At 61.6% G+C, this 15,654-nt stretch carries 15 protein-coding genes and 1 pseudogene; 2 read left to right on the top strand and 14 right to left on the bottom strand.

Annotated features, from left to right (window positions below; genetic code table 11):
- The 6 genes and pseudogenes from AAAB16_RS20260 to AAAB16_RS20235 all read right to left on the bottom strand — a co-directional run.
- Positions 1–253, bottom strand: a 253-nt coding sequence (locus tag AAAB16_RS20260; protein WP_340664943.1) for a hypothetical protein, incomplete at its 3' end; no start/stop codon positions are given.
- A gap of 10 nt (positions 254–263) precedes the next feature.
- Positions 264–614, bottom strand: a complete 351-nt coding sequence (locus tag AAAB16_RS20255) for an FKBP-type peptidyl-prolyl cis-trans isomerase (protein WP_340664942.1) — start codon at positions 612–614, stop codon at positions 264–266.
- A 260-nt stretch (positions 615–874) separates the two neighbouring features.
- Positions 875–1,015 (bottom strand): annotated as a pseudogene (locus tag AAAB16_RS20250) (oxidoreductase); the annotation flags it as partial.
- A gap of 21 nt (positions 1,016–1,036) precedes the next feature.
- Positions 1,037–1,978, bottom strand: coding sequence for an AraC family transcriptional regulator (locus AAAB16_RS20245; protein ID WP_340664941.1), 942 nt, complete (start codon positions 1,976–1,978; stop codon positions 1,037–1,039).
- Between the two features lie 27 nt (positions 1,979–2,005).
- The gene (locus AAAB16_RS20240; RefSeq protein WP_340664940.1) at positions 2,006–2,839 is read right to left on the bottom strand and encodes an oxidoreductase; all 834 of its coding nucleotides are present in this window, start codon (positions 2,837–2,839) and stop codon (positions 2,006–2,008) included.
- Between the two features lie 165 nt (positions 2,840–3,004).
- Positions 3,005–3,868, bottom strand: a complete 864-nt coding sequence (locus tag AAAB16_RS20235) for an aldo/keto reductase family oxidoreductase (RefSeq protein ID WP_340664939.1) — start codon at positions 3,866–3,868, stop codon at positions 3,005–3,007.
- Between the two features lie 112 nt (positions 3,869–3,980).
- Between AAAB16_RS20235 and AAAB16_RS20230 the strand changes: the two genes are divergently transcribed.
- Both AAAB16_RS20230 and AAAB16_RS20225 read left to right on the top strand, forming a co-directional pair.
- Positions 3,981–4,886 (top strand): LysR family transcriptional regulator, encoded by a 906-nt coding sequence (locus AAAB16_RS20230; protein ID WP_340664938.1) that lies wholly within the window; start codon positions 3,981–3,983, stop codon positions 4,884–4,886.
- A 46-nt stretch (positions 4,887–4,932) separates the two neighbouring features.
- Entirely contained in the window at positions 4,933–5,088 is a 156-nt protein-coding gene (locus AAAB16_RS20225) for a DUF2986 domain-containing protein (protein ID WP_340664937.1), read from the top strand.
- A 196-nt stretch (positions 5,089–5,284) separates the two neighbouring features.
- Here AAAB16_RS20225 and AAAB16_RS20220 read toward each other — a convergent pair whose 3' ends face one another.
- From AAAB16_RS20220 to malQ, 8 genes are all read right to left on the bottom strand, one after another.
- A complete protein-coding gene (locus tag AAAB16_RS20220; protein ID WP_340664936.1) occupies positions 5,285–5,953 on the bottom strand; it encodes a glycosyltransferase in 669 nt (222 codons plus the stop codon).
- Positions 5,950–6,561 (bottom strand): class I SAM-dependent methyltransferase, encoded by a 612-nt coding sequence (locus AAAB16_RS20215; protein WP_340664935.1) that lies wholly within the window; start codon positions 6,559–6,561, stop codon positions 5,950–5,952. Before AAAB16_RS20215 ends, AAAB16_RS20220 begins: the two co-directional genes overlap by 4 nt.
- 12 nt (positions 6,562–6,573) lie before the next feature.
- The gene (locus AAAB16_RS20210; RefSeq protein ID WP_340664934.1) at positions 6,574–7,338 is read right to left on the bottom strand and encodes a PIG-L family deacetylase; all 765 of its coding nucleotides are present in this window, start codon (positions 7,336–7,338) and stop codon (positions 6,574–6,576) included.
- Positions 7,335–8,360, bottom strand: coding sequence for an acyl-CoA dehydrogenase (locus AAAB16_RS20205; RefSeq protein WP_340664933.1), 1,026 nt, complete (start codon positions 8,358–8,360; stop codon positions 7,335–7,337). The genes AAAB16_RS20210 and AAAB16_RS20205 overlap by 4 nt, the downstream gene beginning before the upstream one ends.
- A 15-nt stretch (positions 8,361–8,375) precedes the next feature.
- On the bottom strand, positions 8,376–10,499 hold the full coding sequence (gene glgX, locus AAAB16_RS20200) for a glycogen debranching protein GlgX (RefSeq protein ID WP_340664944.1): 2,124 nt from the start codon (positions 10,497–10,499) through the stop codon (positions 8,376–8,378).
- A 65-nt stretch (positions 10,500–10,564) separates the two neighbouring features.
- Positions 10,565–11,035 carry a DUF2934 domain-containing protein gene (locus AAAB16_RS20195; RefSeq protein WP_340664932.1) on the bottom strand — a complete coding sequence of 157 codons (471 nt, stop codon included), beginning with the start codon at positions 11,033–11,035 and terminating at the stop codon, positions 10,565–10,567.
- Positions 11,032–13,857, bottom strand: a complete 2,826-nt coding sequence (locus AAAB16_RS20190) for a malto-oligosyltrehalose synthase (protein ID WP_340664931.1) — start codon at positions 13,855–13,857, stop codon at positions 11,032–11,034. Before AAAB16_RS20190 ends, AAAB16_RS20195 begins: the two co-directional genes overlap by 4 nt.
- Positions 13,850–15,654, bottom strand: a 1,805-nt coding sequence (gene malQ, locus AAAB16_RS20185; RefSeq protein ID WP_340664930.1) for a 4-alpha-glucanotransferase, incomplete at its 5' end; no start/stop codon positions are given. The genes malQ and AAAB16_RS20190, both read right to left, overlap by 8 nt.

Below are 15,654 nucleotides of genomic sequence, written 5' to 3'. Positions count from 1 at the left end.
CCATAGGATTGCCTTTGTGCACGCTAATAATTGTAAACTCGGAGGCTACGACTTCCTCGTCGCCGACCTGGGTGATTACTTGAGCCGTAATTTTTGCCTCAAAAATTGAGTATGAAGTGGCGCTGATTTTTTTCATGTCTAATGCAACGCATTGGCAAGCATGGGCGTGAATGCTGAAGAAGGTTAATGCCAGGAGTGCAAGTGCTCGAACTATTGGATAGGGCGTACGTTGAGTGGGTGCTGGTCTTTTCATACTTCCCTCATCACTGCGCTTGGCACGGTGTAGGTCGCCCGAAACCTGGCTCTAATGAGATCAAAACAACTTCATAGCGAAGCGCCGCGCGCTTTGGGATGCTGGGGTTTTGCCGATGTTCGTAATAGGCGAGCTGTGGGCCAAACTTTAATTCGCGTTTGCCTCCAACTCTCATACCCAAGATGCCTTCGGTCACGGTCGGATAGGTTTGCCGGTCACCGCCTACGCAAATGCACAGCACGCCGCTGGCGCACTCTTCACCTTGGGGTAGATACAGGTTGTAGTGCACGACAGCGTTCATACCGTGCTCGGCAAGTGTGCCAGTGCCAACCTGCAGGTCGGTGGTTTTGAGTCCTTTCATGGCGCGCTGCTACTCGGCTATTAAGTAGGCGACACAGTGACGTCAGTTCTGTCGTCGTTGTGTCTGATAACGGTCCCTGTTTATGCGCAATTCCCTGTTCCGTTTAAGTGTCACGGCATCGTGCGCGACGTTTGGCGGGCGGAGGCGGGCATAACTTGGGCGCACATTACGGAGTTGCCGAGAGTGTGTCTATGTTTGGCTACCGGCCAGCAGTGGGCTAGGGGCGAGGGGCTTCGAGGCTATGGGCGGGCTTTCAGGAGGGCATCGGCACCACGTACGGCGCCGACTTTGGTGTCGAGCACCAGGCCATCGGCATAGTGGCGCAGGGCTTCGCCGATCAGTTGGTTGGTGATGTGTGGGCCTTAGAAGTCGGAGGTGTCGATAGGGTTGATCCCGGGAGCGTGGTGCCGACCGACGCGGGTTCAATGCGACGACACAAATTCCGAAGGCGATGTCGGCGCCGGCAGCGCATAGGTGCGTTTCATCCAGGCCACTTCCGCCAGCGGCGTGCGGCCGAAGAGGCGTTTGAAGTCGCGGCTGAATTGCGAGGGGCTTTCGTAGCCGACCAGAAAGGCGGTTTTGGCGGCGCTCAGGTCGTTGCGCAGCATCAGTAAGCGTGCTTGGTGCAGGCGGGTGGATTTGAGGTATTGCATGGGCGAGGCATCGGTCACTTTGCGAAAGTGCAGGTGAAAGTTGGGCACGCTCATTTGGGCTTCGTGGGCCAGGGTTTCGACGCTCAGACGTTGGTGGTAGCCGCTGTGGATTTTGCGAATGGCGCGGGTGATTTTGCCGAATTGGCCTTGTTGGCTGATGGCCGCGCGCAGGGTGCCGCCTTGTTCGCCGGTGATGATGCGGTAGTAGATTTCCCGCAGCATGGCGGGGCCAAGGATGGCGGCGTCTGTGGCCTCGCCCATTATTTCTAGAAAGCGCAGGGTGCTTTGGCGCAGCGGCTCGTCCATGGCCGAGGCGTACATGCCCATGGGTTCGGCGACGCTGAAGCCGCGCACTTGGTCGACCTGCTCGATCAGTTCGCTGGCCAGGGTGAAGTCCAGCCGCAGGTAAACCGCGAGCATGGGCTCGGCTTCGCTGGCGTCGGTTTCCATGGTGAAGGGAACGGGCACCGACACCACCAGGTAGTGCTGGGCGTCGTAGATATACACGTCGTCGCCGAGGTAGCCGCGTTTACGCCCTTGGCAGAGGATGACAATGCCGGGCTCGTATAGCACCGGCGTGCGGGTGAGCGGCCGATTGCTGCGCAGAAAGCGCACGTCGTCCACGGCGCTGAGGTTGTAGCCTTCCGTCGGCGCCAGGTGCGCCATCAACTGCACCATGCGGGCTGTGCTGGGGTCTCGCGGTTTGGCCATCTGCGACACTCTTTTTTGCGTTTAACCTTAGCCGTCGGTTGAGCAGCTGAGGGCTTGCCATTGCTCAATACTCTCGGCTGTGCGTTGCAACTTGTCACGCACTAAGGCCAGGGCGTCACTGCCCAGCAGTAAGTGCGCGGGTGGGGTTGGGCTGGCGATTATCGCCAACATGGCGCGGGCGGCTTTGCGTGGGTCGCCCAGCTGCTGGCCGCTTTTTGCTTCGCGGGCTTGGCGGATGGGGTCGAAGCTTTCGTTGTAGTCGCTGATGCTGCGCGGGGTGCGGTGCATGGAGCGGCCGGCCCAGTCGGTGCGAAAGGAGCCGGGGGCCACGGCGGTGACGAAAATATTGAAGGGTTGCAGCTCTTTGCTCAGGGTGTCGGAGATGCCTTCCAAGGCGAATTTGCTGCCGCAGTAATAGGAAATGCCGGGCATGGTGATATAGCCGCCCATGGAGGTGATGTTGAGGATATGCCCAGCCCGGCGCTTACGAAAATACGGCACGAAGGCTTTGGTGACGGCCACTGCGCCAAACACGTTTACGTCGAATTGGCGGCGCATGTCCTCAAGGGACGACTCTTCAAAAATACCTTCGTGTCCGTAGCCGGCATTGTTGACCAGCACATCAACGGGCCCCTGCTTGGTTTGCACGTCGGCCACTACCGAGTCGATGGCAGCAAAGTCGGTAACGTCGAGCAGCACGCCATGGGCGCGGTTGGGGTGCAAGGCTTCGAAGGCGGCCAAGGCCGCTTGGCTGCGCACCGTACCAATAACGCGGTGGCCTTCGGCGAGCGCTTCCTGCGCCAGGGCTTGGCCAAAGCCGCTGCTAACGCCAGTGATAAACAGGGTTTTTATAGCGGACATACTGCGCACTCCGGTGTGGTGGGGGTGCGCTTATGCTAGGGCGGGAGGCGCCTTGGGCCTATGCCGGATCGGATTGGAGTATTGCCTATTCCTATCACGGCGTTGTACTGGCATTAGCCATTAAAAGGGCCTACGCCATGGCCCAAGACACTTGTGCCTCTGTCGTTAGGCCAGCCCATCCAGCTCCGCCAACAACTCGGGTGCAATCACCAGCTCGCTAGCGCTGAGGTTTTCGTGCAGGTGCGCTACCGATGAGGTGCCGGGAATCAGCAGCAGGTTTGGCGAGCGTTGCAGTAGCCAGGCTAATGCCACTCGGAGCGGTGAGGTTTGCAGGCGCGCTGCGACCCTGGAGAGGGTTTCCGATTGCAGCGGGCTAAAGCCGCCGAGGGGGAAAAACGGGACGTAGGCGATGCCTTGCGCGGCCAGTTCGGCGATCAACGCTTCATCGGCGCGGTGGGAGAGGTTGTAGTGGTTTTGCACGCAGACCACCGGGGCGATTTTCTGTGCCTCTTTCACTTGTACGGCGGAGACATTGCTCAAGCCCAAGTGGCGAATCAGCCCTTGGCGTTGCAGTTCGGCGAGGGTGGTAAAGCCTTCTTCAATAGAGGCTTCGTCGGGGGCATGCAGGCTGCCCCAGGCGCGGTAGTTGACCACGTCCAACACATCGAGGCCGAGGTTGCGCAGGTTGTCGTGCACGGCGCGGGTCAGTTCTTCCGGGCTATGGGCCGGGTTCCAAGAGGCATCAGCACCGCGCACGGCGCCGACTTTGGTGACGATGACCAGGTTATCGGCATAGGGGTGCAGGGCTTGGCGGATCAGTTGGTTGGTGACGTGCGGGCCGTAGAAGTCGGAAGTGTCGATATGGTTGACGCCGGCTTCTACGGCCGCGCGCAGCACGGCGAGCGCGGCGTGGTGGTCTTTGGGTGGGCCGAATACCTGTGGGCCGGCGAGTTGCATGGCGCCGTAGCCCATGCGGTTTACGGTGCGGTCGCCGAGTAGAAAGGTACCGGCCTGGCGGGCGTTGCTCATGGGGTGTGCCTCTTGTTTATGCTGAGTTCAGGGGAAGTAGGCCCACTATAGGCATTGACCATTGTGCTGATAATGCGCTGCAATCGGCACAGGTTGTACGGGAGCAAGAACAGTGGCTGCGGATATTCAAGACTTGCTGGCCTTTGTTGCCGTGGTAAAGGCCGGCGGTTTTCGCGAGGGCGCGCGGTTGAGCGGTAAATCGGCCTCCAGCCTGAGTGATGCCGTGCGGCGTATGGAGGCGGGGCTTGGTGTACGCCTGCTCAACCGCACCACCCGCAGTGTGGTGCCGACCGAGGCGGGGGCGCGCTTGATGGAACGCATTGTGCCGGCGCTGGGGGAAGTGGAGTCGGCGCTGGATGTGGTCAACGACTACCGCGACCGGCCCTCCGGCACGTTGAAACTCAATGTGCCACTGAGCGCGGCGCGCTTGGTGCTGCCGGCGATCATTACGCCGTTTTTGCACACCTACCCGGATATCCGCCTGGAAGTGATCGTCGATGAAAGCTTTGTCGACGTGCTGGCGGCCGGTTGCGATGCCGGTATTCGCTACGGCGAACGCCTGGAGCCAGACATGATCGCCGTGCCCATTGGCCCGCGCAGGCAACGCTTTGCTGCGGCGGCGTCGCCCGCTTACCTCAACGCCCGTGGCCGTGCGCAACACCCCAGTGAGCTCCTGCAGCACGCCTGCTTGCGGGGCAAATTTCCCAGCGGTTCACTGCCGCTGTGGGAGTTTGAACGTGACGGCGAGAGCCTGACCGTTGACCCTTGCGGGCCATTGATTGTGCGTATCGGTGGCGCTGTCGACCTGGCGGTGCAAGCGGCCATTGATGGCCTGGGCATCGTCTATTTATTCGAAGACTGGCTGCGTCCGCATCTAGAAAGCGGGGCGCTGGAGCCGGTGCTGGAAGACTGGTGGCCGAGTTTTCCTGGGCAATATCTGTACTACCCTGGACGCCGTTACGTACCGTCGCCGCTGCGGGCGTTTATCGACTTTATCAAGGACCATGCCCACGGCTAGCAGTAGCCAATCGCCGTGGTGGTGTTCAAAAACCGAGTAGAAAGCTATGAACCGTCGGAAAAAAATTAAGCAGTTGCTAGAGGCGCACGCGAAAAAAGCCAACGCCAAATTGGCACCGAAAAATAAGCCCAAATACATCAGCAAAGCTGACCGCTTAAAGCTCGCCGCTGAAGCCCCCGAAGAAACAACCAGCAACCCGTAGGTTGGCGCTGAGCGCAGCGAAGCCCAACAGGATGGTGTGCGGTGTAACTGTTGGGCTTCGCCGGAGGCTCAACCCAACTACGACTGTCGCGAATGCTAGAGGCAGGGTTCGCCCGTAGGGTGTGCTGTGCGCACCACGGGGTATACGCACAAATCGCCTGGTGCGCGCAGCGCACCCTACGACGGCGCGTACGGTGTCAGGCCACTACTTGCTGCTCTATATGCAGGTTGCGCAGGTACGCGGCAAAGCCGCCTTCAACCCGTACTTCCAGGCGCGCGCTGGTGGTGACCTGGGGGCTGCTGCTCCAGGCGATGGTGGCGCCGCTGCGTTGGAAGCTGGCGACCAGTTCTACGTCTTCGTCGACGGTCAGGGGTTTAAACCCGCCCGCGCGCACGTAGGCATTGGCGCTAAAGCCGAGGTTGGCACCGTGGATATGCCGGTGGCCGTCGCCGTTGTGGTAGCGGCCGCTGTATTGGGCTTGCACGCTGTCCGGGATGTCGCCCCAGTCGCCAATTTGTACGGTGCCGCAAACCACGTCGGTTTCCAGGCTGAGTTGCGCCACTAGCCAGTCTTCGGCGACTTGGCTGTCGGCGTCGGTGCAGGCGAGCCAGCGCGCACCTTGGTCGATCAGTAGGCGTACGCCTCGGGCGCGCGCTTCGCCAACGTTGCGGGCGTCTACGGCAATGGTCGCTACGCCATGGGCGAGGGCGATTTGTGCCGAGGCATCGGTGCAGCTGTCGAGTACGACCAAAATATGCACGGTCTCACCGTCCAGGGCGCAGTGCGCGGCGGCACGTTGCACGGCCATCAGGCAATCGCCAAGCAGGGCTTCTTCGTTGTGTACGGGAATGATCACGCCAATCATGTTTCTCTCCGGGTCAGCCCTTCATGTTCGGCTACTGAGGTGGCGTCTTCACACCACACTTCCAGCAGCAAATCTGCTTCCTGGTGCCAGACCAGGCGCGGCATACGTAGTAAATGGTGAAGTTCGTGGTGCACTTGGTCGCCGGTGTGTGGGCAGCCATCGATGCTGGGCCGCCAGTGGCAGGCCAGCACCGTGCCGCCTGGGGCCAGGGCGTAGCGCATGCTGAAAATAAGTTGGGTCAGGTCATGGCTGTCGAGGTAGTAGCCCAGTTCGCTGAACACGATCAGGTCGAACTTGCCCGGTGGCCATTGTTTAGGTAAGCGCCCCTGCCAGAACTGCACATTGCCGCGGTGTTTTAGCTGCGTTTGGGCCAGTTCCAGGGCAGTGGCTGAGGTGTCGCAGCACAGCAGTTGGCCGCTGCGTTCAGCCAGCTTGGCGCTGAGTTCGCCGTTGGCGCAGCCCAGTTCCAGCACGCTTTTGTACTGGCGCTGGGGCAGGCAGGCGAGGGTCAGTTGACGTTTGCGTTGTTCGTACCAGCGGGTGCGCATGGACCAAGGGTCGGCATCGGCTTGGAACATGCCTTCAAAGTAGCTATCAGCCACACTCATATACGCCAGCCCTCAGACAAATAGCAGTTCAAACGGTTGTTGCAGGCGATCGAGTGCACAGGCCGGTAATACCGGCGGCAGGTCGGCGAGCGGGTCGGGGTGAATCTGGCTGGCGAAGGCCTGAATCGCATGGCGTTTGCGCGCTTGCGTCCAGGTGTCGAGGGGCAGTTTGCGTGCCCGGTCCCAGGGAATACGGTGGTCTTCCGGGTCGGCCCAATGCCAGGCCCAGATGGGGATTTCTCGCAGCGGTACGTGGGCCTGTTCGCATGCCGCCAGGCAGGCGCGGGCGGTGGCTTCGTGGTCGCTGTGGCCATCGGCGCGCCAGGTGGTAAAGACCACGTCGTTTGGCTGCAAGTAGCCGAGCAGAAACTGACTGAGCTCGTCTTCGAACAGGTTTACTTGGGTGTCGGGGTAACCGGCGTGCAGCCATTTGTATTGGCTCTGGTCGAGACCCAACCGGCGCAATGCCTGGGCACTTTCCAGCGGCCGGGCGATGCTCAGCCGCTGCGGTGTCCAGTAGTGCGAGCCCATATTGCTGGCGGTACCGGCGGTCACGGAAATCAGCAGCATGGGAATTTGTTGCTGCCCGAGCATTTGCATCAAGCCGCCACAGCCGAGCACTTCGTCGTCGGGGTGGGGGGCAACAATCACGGCACGCGAGCCGGCCGGCAGCAGTTGCTCAATGCCGGTGGTTGGCACGGCAGCCAAGCGCCGGGATCGGTTCCATGCCTGCAAGGGCGTGCCGATAAGTTGGCTGTTGATCAGGTTGGGTGTCATAGCGTCCAGCTTCCTTCTGGTAGTTCGGCAACCCGCTCACCCTGAGCGGCAAGGTCGCGTTCTGCATGGCTCTGTCTAACGTAGACAGGCAGGTCGGCTAGCAGTTGGGCAAATTTTTCATCACGGCAGTAGGGCGCTGCGCCCAACGCGCGGCCGACGTGTTCAAGGGCTTGGGCGGCGGCGTATTCACATTGGCTGCGTAGGCGGCGTACCGGCAGTTCGGCGTTGGCGAACGGCTGTTCGTCGATCCACGCGGCGGTGGCGCGCAGGCTGGCTACGGTGGCGGTTAATACGGTATCTAACGCGCCAAGGTGGGCGAGGGCGTGGGGTTCGCTGCGTTTATTGCAGTGGCTGCGTAATGCTTCGCCAAGGGCTTGCGCGGCACCAAACCAGCAGGCGCCGATACCGCCTCCGCCTTGCCAGAAACCGGGGCGCTTCAGGTAGGCGCCAGGTACGCCGATCAAATGCCCGCGCGCCTGTTCGAAGCGCACTTCAACGCTGCCGCTGGCGGCCATGCCGACGGCGTTCCAGCCGTTGCTCGTGACCTCCACACCGGGTTGTTGCAGGGCGACGGCGACCAATTGCTGTTGGCCTTCTTCGTCCCAGCAGGTGATTAACGCATGGCTGATTTGCGCGGCGCCGGAGCACCAGGCTTTAAGGCCATCCAGGCGTACTTCGTGACTGGAGGTACGGGCATTGAGTTGGACTTTGGCCTGCGGTGGTTCGGCTGCCCACATGCCCCAGGTGCTGGCAGCAGGCATGCTGAATTCATGGCCTTGCACCTCGGCGATGATGGCCATCGCGTCGGTGTGGCCTTCGTAGAGTTTGCACAGACTAAGGTCGGCGCCTGCCACGCTGGCCAAACCGCGCCAGCGTTGCAAGGTGGCACCGCTGCCCGGGTAGGGCAGGCGGTCCAGGCCGTTATCAACCAGCTGTTGCAGCACCTCGCCAGGCTGGCGCGCCGGTAGCGGCGCGCTGCTGAGAAAGGCCCGCAGATCGGCTTCGCTGAAGTGGCGTTGCATGTGTCGTGCTCCTGATCATGCGCGGGTATCGCGCTGGAGCTCGAACAACAGCAGCGAGCGGTTGGTCACGATAAATTCGTGGCCGAATTCAAACTGCTCGTTGCCGCGATCGTCAGGCCGGTTGCTGTCAAGCAGGCAGGTCCAGCCGGAACCTTGGGCCACCTCTGGCAGGGTGAAATTCACCACGTCGTGGTGGGCGTTAAGGATTAACAGCAGCGTCGCATCTGCACCTTTACGGCGAATGCCGGTGGGTTGCGCGCGGCCATCCATGAGCATGCCCAGGCAGCGGGCGTGCGGGTCTTCCCACTGTTCCGGGGTCATCTCGTTGCCGCATGGCGACAGCCAAGTGACATCCTTAACCCCCAGCTCTTCGTTGTACTGGCCAACCAGGAAACGGCCACGGCGCAGAATCGGGAAGGCTTTGCGCAGGCTGATCAGGCGACGGGTAAATTCCAGCAGGCTTTTGCCTTCGTCATCGAGGTTCCAGTCGACCCAACCCAGCTCGTTGTCTTGGCAGTAAACGTTGTTGTTACCGCCTTGGGTGCGGCTGAATTCATCGCCGGCCACCAACATCGGTGTGCCTTGTGACAGCAGCAAGGTGCCGAGCATATTGCGCATTTGCCGCAGGCGCAGGCTGCGGATTTCCGGGTCGTCGGTGGGGCCTTCGGCGCCGTGGTTCCACGACAGGTTGTTGTCGCTGCCGTCGCGATTGTCTTCGCCGTTGGCGTCGTTGTGTTTGTGGTCGTAAGACACCACGTCGCGCAGGGTAAAGCCGTCATGGGCGGTGATGAAATTCACCGAGGCGTACGGGCGCCGACCACGCTGGTTAAACAAATCGCCCGAGGCGGTCAGGCGGCTGGCCAGTTCGGCCACTTGGCCTTCGTCGCCACGCCAGAAGCCACGCACGTTGTCGCGGTAGCGGTCGTTCCATTCCATCCAGCCGGGCGGGAAACCGCCGACTTGATAACCACCGGGGCCGCAGTCCCAAGGTTCGGCGATCAGTTTGGTTTTGCTTAGCACTGGGTCTTGGCGACAGGCGACCAAAAAGCTGTGGCGCTCGTCAAAACCATCGGCGTAGCGGCCAAGGATGGTGGCCAGGTCGAAGCGGAAACCGTCGACGCGCATTTCCGTGGCCCAGTAACGCAGCGAGTCGGTGACCATTTGCAGCACGCAGGGGTGGCTTAGGTCCAGGGTGTTACCGGTGCCGGAGTCGTTGATGTAGTGGCGCTTGTTGTCTTGCAGCAGGCGGTAGTAACTAACGTTGTCGATGCCGCGCATGCTTAAGGTGGGGCCGAGTTCGTTGCCTTCGGCGGTGTGGTTGTAGACCACGTCGAGAATCAGCTCCAGGCCTGCGTCGTGCAGGTGGGCGACCATCTCTTTGAACTCGTTGATGTGGCCAGTAGCAGAGTAGCCAGCGTGGGGGGCAAAAAAGGCAATGGTGTTGTAACCCCAGTAGTTGTTCATGCCCTTTTCCAGCAGGTGCTTGTCGTCGACAAAACCGTGCACGGGCAACAACTCGATGGTGGAAACACCAAGCTTTTTAAAGTGCTGCAGCAGGTCCGGGTTCATCAGCCCGGCATAGGTGCCGCGCAGTTCTTCGGCCACCGCCGGGTGGCGCATGCTGGTACCGCGCACATGGGCTTCGTAGATGATGGTGTTGTCCCACGGCACGCGCACATGGGGGCGTTCACCCCAGGTAAAGGCCGGGTCGATGACCTTGCTTTTCGGTACAAATTTGGCGCTGTCGCGGGTGTCGAAACTGAGGTCGGCATCTTTGTGGCCGATGGTGTAGCCAAACAGCGATTCGGACCAACGCAGCTTGCCGACCAGTTGCTTGGCGTAGGGGTCGATCAGCAACTTGTTGGGGTTAAAGCGGTGACCTTCGGTTGGCTCGTAAGGGCCGTATACGCGGTAGCCGTAAATTTGCCCCGGGTGCGCATCGGGCAGGTAACCATGCCAGATTTCATCGCTGTATTCGGGCAGTACAATGCGTTCCAGCTCAGTTTCGCCGGTGCTGTCAAACAGGCACAGCTCAACCTTGGTGGCGTGCGCCGAGAACAGCGCGAAGTTAACACCCAGACCGTCCCAGGTGGCGCCCAATGGAAATGGGTGGCCTTCGGATATCCGTGAATGCCGCATCACTTGCGGAGCCTCGTTGGGCGATTTATGCGGCTTGGTCATAGGGTCTTGTCCTCACATGGTATTCAGGCTTTTGGCGGTTTGGCTGCTGGCTTTTTCGCCGCTGGTTTGCTGTCGGCTGGCGCTTTGGCCGGTGCTTTTTTCTCGGGCACTGGCGGCTTGCTGGCAGCGGGTTTGGGCGCAGGTTTAGCAGCCGGCGGTTTAGGCGCGGTGGCTTTTGCTGCCGGCGCTTTTTCCGCTACAGGTTTGGAGGGCTTGGCGGGCTTTTCGATCGGTGTTTTTTTCGCTTTTGGTTCCAGCAGCGCGGGTTTCTCGGCTTTAGCCTTGGCCGGCTTTTTCGCCGCTGGAATAGCCGGGTTCGGCGACACCAGGGTTTTGCATTTTACGCTCTTACTGGCAGCCGGCGCGGCGGCTTCGGACTGGGCTAATTTGATCGCCATTTTCCAGTGACGGTCGGCTTGGCCTTCGGGCTTGCCTTCCGATTCCCAGATTTGAAAAGCGAACTCACGGACGCGTTTTTCGTCGATGCTGCTCATGGGCGTGGCTCCTGAAAGGGGTGTAGCACGTTGACCGGGAAATCCCGCAAAACGGTGGCAATCGGTAAACGACCTTCCACCGGGGTAAAGCTGCTGGCGGTGTAGGCACTGCTCAGCGTGTGGTGACAGAGGTGCGGCGGCAGTAGTAACTGGGTGTCGCCCCAGGCGCTGGCGCTGATCAGTGGCGTACTACTGCCATCCAATAAACCGGCGGCAAGGCGCGGCAGTACGACAATGGCGAAACGTTCATCGTCTAGATGGCGGGCAAAGGCCAGCACCCGTGCGGCGTGGCTGCCGGTCACTTGCAGCGGTACATAGTGGCCACGGGCAAACACGTCATGGTGCTCCGCGCGCAGGTTTAGCGTGCGGCGCACCAGCCACTGCTTCACCTGGCCGCCGCGCCAGCCGTTGACCAATTCAGCAACGGGTCGAGGGTGGGCGAAAGCGGCTTGGCGGGCGGCGAAATCCACCGGGCGACGGTTGTCCGGATCAACCAGGCTGAAGTCCCAAAACTCGGTGCCTTGGTACAGGTCTGGCACACCGGGGGTGGTCATGCGCAGCAGGCTTTGTGCCAGGCCATTTAGAGCACCGGCAGGCGCAAGCGACTCGGCAGCTGCGGCAATTTCGTTACGCAGATCGGCGGCTTCGCTGCTTTGCAACAGGCCTTCGAGAAAGCGCCGGCAGGCGCCTTCGTAGGCTTCGTTATTGGCGCTCCAGCTGCTGCGCAGTTTGGCTTCGCGCAGGGCTTTTTCCTGCCAACCGCGCAGGCGGTCAAGGTAGGCGCTCAAGCCCTTTTGGTCATCACCGGGCAAACCCAGCGGCCAACTGCCGAGCAGGGTTTGGTACAGCATCATTTCATCGCCAGGACTCGGTGCAATGCCGTCGGCCAGTTCTTCACGCAGCGGCGCGGCCAGGCGAAACCAGCTGTCGAAACGGTCGACCAGCCAGGTGGAGCGTTCGCTTACTACCGCCAGGCGGGCGCGGGTGTCTTCGCCGCGTTTATGGTCGTGAGTGGCGGTGGTCAGCAGGTTGTCGGGGAATTGTTCGCCACGTTTGATCCAGCTGGCTTGCAGCTCGTCCAATGGTGCGCTGAAGTGCTGCGGGTCAAAGCCGACGTCGTTGCGCGACAGCAGCACAGCGCTGCGGTAGCAGGCGGTGTCTTCCACGGCTTTAGCAGCGGCAGGCGAGGTCAGTTGCTGGAAGCGCGTCAGCAGTTTTTGCCGCTGTTTACGTGCCGGGCCAGGTGGTAGCTGGCGCAGTGCTTGGCCACCGAGCCAGCGGTCGAGGTGGGCGAGCAGCGGCCAGTCGGCTTCGCCCAGACTACCGTGAGCAGCCTCCAGCGCTTGTTGGAAAAACAGCTGATCTTGCGCGGAACGACCATGGCCGCCGGCATAGGTGCGGTACACCGGAAAGTGCACAATCAGCTCCATCAACGCGCGGCGGATCGAGCCTAGGGTCAGGTCGCGGGTGGCGATATCGTCGCGGGCCACCAGCAACAGACCCTGGGCCAAGGCTTCCAGGTCGCCGGCCAAGGTGCCGCTTAACACCAGCTGCCGGGCCTCGCGCACTTCGTCCATAAAGTTGGCGGTACGCCCGCTACGCGCTTCCCACAAACCAGCCAGTTGCAGCTCGCCAATGGGGTCGTGCTGCAGTTGCGACACCTCGTTCATAAACTCGTAGCCGGTGGTACCATCCACCGACCAGTTCTGCGCCAGCTGTTCGCCGGCGGCGAGGATTTTTTCCACGTAAATGGGGAATGGTTGGCCCGCCAACGCTTGCGGCCGTTTGCTCAATAACCCATTCACCCGGCGCCGCAGTTTGCGGCAATAGGCGCCCGGGTTGGCTAAACCGTCGACATGGTCGATGCGCAAACCGTCCACCAGCCCGCGCTGAATCAGTTCGAAGATCTTGCTATGGGTGGCTTCAAATACGCGGTTGCGTTCAACGCGCAGGCCGCCCAGTTCGTTGATATCGAAAAAGCGCCGCCAGTTGATATCGTCCGCCGCCGTGCGCCAACTGGCGAGGCGGTAATGCTGACGCTCAAGGAGTTGGTGCAGGCGGTTAAAGGCGGCGTCATCGCCAACGGCAAACTGACTCACGGCATCGGCAATGGCTTGGCCGACTTCCGGCACCAACGCCACTTCTGCCAACTCAGCGCGAATTTGCCGGGCGTTATGCCAAGCCAGTGGGTCGACATCCAAGGCCTCAAAGCGCGCGGCAAAGGACAGCAGCTGCGGGTTGTCAGCGGTTTTCAGCACGTCGGCGTAAGAGGGCGGGTGCAGCGGAAAGCGGTGCGCATAGTGCTGGGCGTAGAGGCTGCCTTCGGCGGCGTCGAAATGCAGGGTGATTTCGCCAGCGCCCAATACTTCGCCGTAGTCGCTGCGCAGAAACGGCACCAGCAGTTGGCCAACCATCAGCGGGTCGTGGGAGCGCCACTGGATATCGAAAAAGTTGGCGTAGGGGCTGGTGGGGCCCCATTCGAGCACGTCCAGCCACCAGGGGTTGGCGTCGCCGCCGACGGCCATGTGGTTGGAGACGATATCGAGGATCAGGCCCATGCCATGGGCGCGCAGCTCGCTGACCAAACGCAGCAACGCCGCTTCGCCACCCAATTCAGGGTTGATGCGGGTGGGGTCGACCACATCGTAGCCGTGGGTAGAGCCGGGCCGTGCGGTCAGAATCGGCGAGGCATAGACATGGCTGATGCCCAGGCCGGCGAAGTACGCCACCAGCGGCACGGCGTCGTCCAGGGTGAAGTCTTTATGGAATTGCAGGCGCACGGTGGCGCTAAGCGGTTTTACCGCTGACGAGGTGCTAGTCATGGCGCGATCTCATAGAAGGGGCGAGGTGATCGCGGGCGCGCCGGGCTTGGTCCAGGCGTTGCAAACGTTGGTTGGGTTCGGGGTGGTCGAGTATTTCTTTGGCATTGAGCGACCAGCGCCGCCGCCAGTTGGGGTGGATATCGCCGGGGCCGGGCAGGTTGGGTTGCTCGAACTCGCCCATGGCATCTTCCAAAGGCAGTAACACCAAGGGCGCCGGGGTGCTGCCAAGAAACGACACACTGGCGTCCAACTGCTCGGTGATGCTGTTGTCGCGAATCGGCAGCAGGGCGCAGTCTTGCAGGGCTTTGTGCAGGCTGTGCTTTTCCCAGTGACGGTGGTTGCGGTCGTCGACACTGTGTTCGCTGGTCGTGTGCCCGGCGTTTTCACGCCATTCAATATCGCGGCCTTGCATCCAGCCGTGCAGGGTGGGTAGGTCGTGGGTAGTGGTGGTGGCCAGGGCATCGGCGGGCCAGTGCGGTGCGGGAATAAACGCCCCATCTTTTTGTTCGAACAACAGCACGCGCATGCCCAACAGGCGGCTACGCGCCAGCTCTTCGCGCAGGCCTTCGGGCACGGTGCCGAGGTCTTCGCCAATGATGAGTGCGCGGTTACGCCACGATTCCAAGGCCACCAAACGCAGCAGGTCTTGTAGCGGGTAGTTGAGGTAGGCGCCGGCTTGCGGTGGTGCGCCTAGTGGCGTAACCCAAAGGCGCTTGAGGCCCATGACATGGTCGATGCGCACGCCGCCAACATGGGCCAGGTTGGCTTGCAGCATTTCAATAAACGCGCGGTAGCCGTTGCGGCGCAGGCCTTGCGGCGAAAACGCGGAAATGCCCCAGCTTTGCCCCTGACGGTTAAGAATGTCCGGCGGCGCGCCAACGGTGACCGCTTGCAGCAGTTCAGCTTGCCGCGACCATGCCTGGCTGCCGGCGCCGTCGGCGCCCACCGCCAAGTCGGCGATCAGGCCAATCTTCATGCCGGCATTTAATGCGGCGGCTTGCGCGCGCCCCAGGCCACGGGCGATCAGCCATTGGCAGAAGGCGTGGTAGCCCACTTCCTGGGCATGGTCGGCGGCAAACAGCTCAACGTTGGCGTGATGCGGGTCGCGGTAGTGCTCGGGCCAGGTGCGCCAGTCGCCGCTCATGTCGTGGCGCACCATAAAGCCTTGTAGCGCTTCAAAACGGCAGTGCTGCAATAGGGCATCGCCGCCGCACAGCAGAAACTTGTCGAAGTCCGGCGTGAGCGCGTTGTGCTGGTCGCGGAAGGTTTGGTAGAGCTGGCGCAGCAAGCGCTGGCGGCTGTCGGTGACGCCGGGCCAGTCAATCAGTGGCAGGCTTTCCAATTCCTGGCGGCGTGTGTGCAGGCCACACATCTGCAAGGCATCGTTCACCGCGGCATCGCCGAGCAGGTTTTCCGGTGTGGCATACAGCGGGTTGAACAGCAGACGGCTGGACGGCGAGTACGGGCTGTATTGGCCGGGCCAGGCACTGAACATGGCATGCATCGGGCTGATGGCCAGGGCGTCGGCGCCATGACGGGCAGCGCTGCGCGCCAGTTCAGCCAGGGCCTGCATATCGCCCAGGCCGCCGTCGCCTTCGCGGCGCAGGGAATACAGCTGCGCGGTCAGGCCCCAGATATGCCGGCGTTGGCCGTCGGTCAAGTCTTCCACGCTAAGGCAAGCCGGTGGCGCCACGGCGATGGTGAGCAAGCGCTCACCAATCTGCAGGCGGTGATAGCCGTAATGCTCAATTGGCGGCAGAAAGCCGTTGCCATCGAGGCGGCCGTCGATACGCCGGC

It is taken from the genome of Pseudomonas sp., assembly GCF_037994325.1.
GTDB lineage: Bacteria > Pseudomonadota > Gammaproteobacteria > Pseudomonadales > Pseudomonadaceae > Aquipseudomonas.
The sequence above is the reverse complement of the archived record's forward strand: the minus strand, read 5'-3'. Positions and strand labels throughout refer to the sequence as shown.

What these genes read in the sequence shown, in the direction of transcription:
- AAAB16_RS20255 (WP_340664942.1), bottom strand. Translation starts at nt 614, where the DNA reads ATGAAAGGACTCAAAACCACCGACCTGCAGGTTGGCACTGGCACACTT.
- AAAB16_RS20245 (WP_340664941.1), bottom strand. Translation starts at nt 1,978, where the DNA reads ATGGCCAAACCGCGAGACCCCAGCACAGCCCGCATGGTGCAGTTGATG.
- AAAB16_RS20240 (WP_340664940.1), bottom strand. Translation starts at nt 2,839, where the DNA reads ATGTCCGCTATAAAAACCCTGTTTATCACTGGCGTTAGCAGCGGCTTT.
- AAAB16_RS20235 (WP_340664939.1), bottom strand. Translation starts at nt 3,868, where the DNA reads ATGAGCAACGCCCGCCAGGCCGGTACCTTTCTACTCGGCGACCGCACC.
- AAAB16_RS20225 (WP_340664937.1), top strand. Translation starts at nt 4,933, where the DNA reads ATGAACCGTCGGAAAAAAATTAAGCAGTTGCTAGAGGCGCACGCGAAA.
- AAAB16_RS20220 (WP_340664936.1), bottom strand. Translation starts at nt 5,953, where the DNA reads ATGATTGGCGTGATCATTCCCGTACACAACGAAGAAGCCCTGCTTGGC.
- AAAB16_RS20215 (WP_340664935.1), bottom strand. Translation starts at nt 6,561, where the DNA reads ATGAGTGTGGCTGATAGCTACTTTGAAGGCATGTTCCAAGCCGATGCC.
- AAAB16_RS20210 (WP_340664934.1), bottom strand. Translation starts at nt 7,338, where the DNA reads ATGACACCCAACCTGATCAACAGCCAACTTATCGGCACGCCCTTGCAG.
- AAAB16_RS20205 (WP_340664933.1), bottom strand. Translation starts at nt 8,360, where the DNA reads ATGCAACGCCACTTCAGCGAAGCCGATCTGCGGGCCTTTCTCAGCAGC.
- glgX (WP_340664944.1), bottom strand. Translation starts at nt 10,499, where the DNA reads ATGCGGCATTCACGGATATCCGAAGGCCACCCATTTCCATTGGGCGCC.
- AAAB16_RS20195 (WP_340664932.1), bottom strand. Translation starts at nt 11,035, where the DNA reads ATGAGCAGCATCGACGAAAAACGCGTCCGTGAGTTCGCTTTTCAAATC.
- AAAB16_RS20190 (WP_340664931.1), bottom strand. Translation starts at nt 13,857, where the DNA reads ATGACTAGCACCTCGTCAGCGGTAAAACCGCTTAGCGCCACCGTGCGC.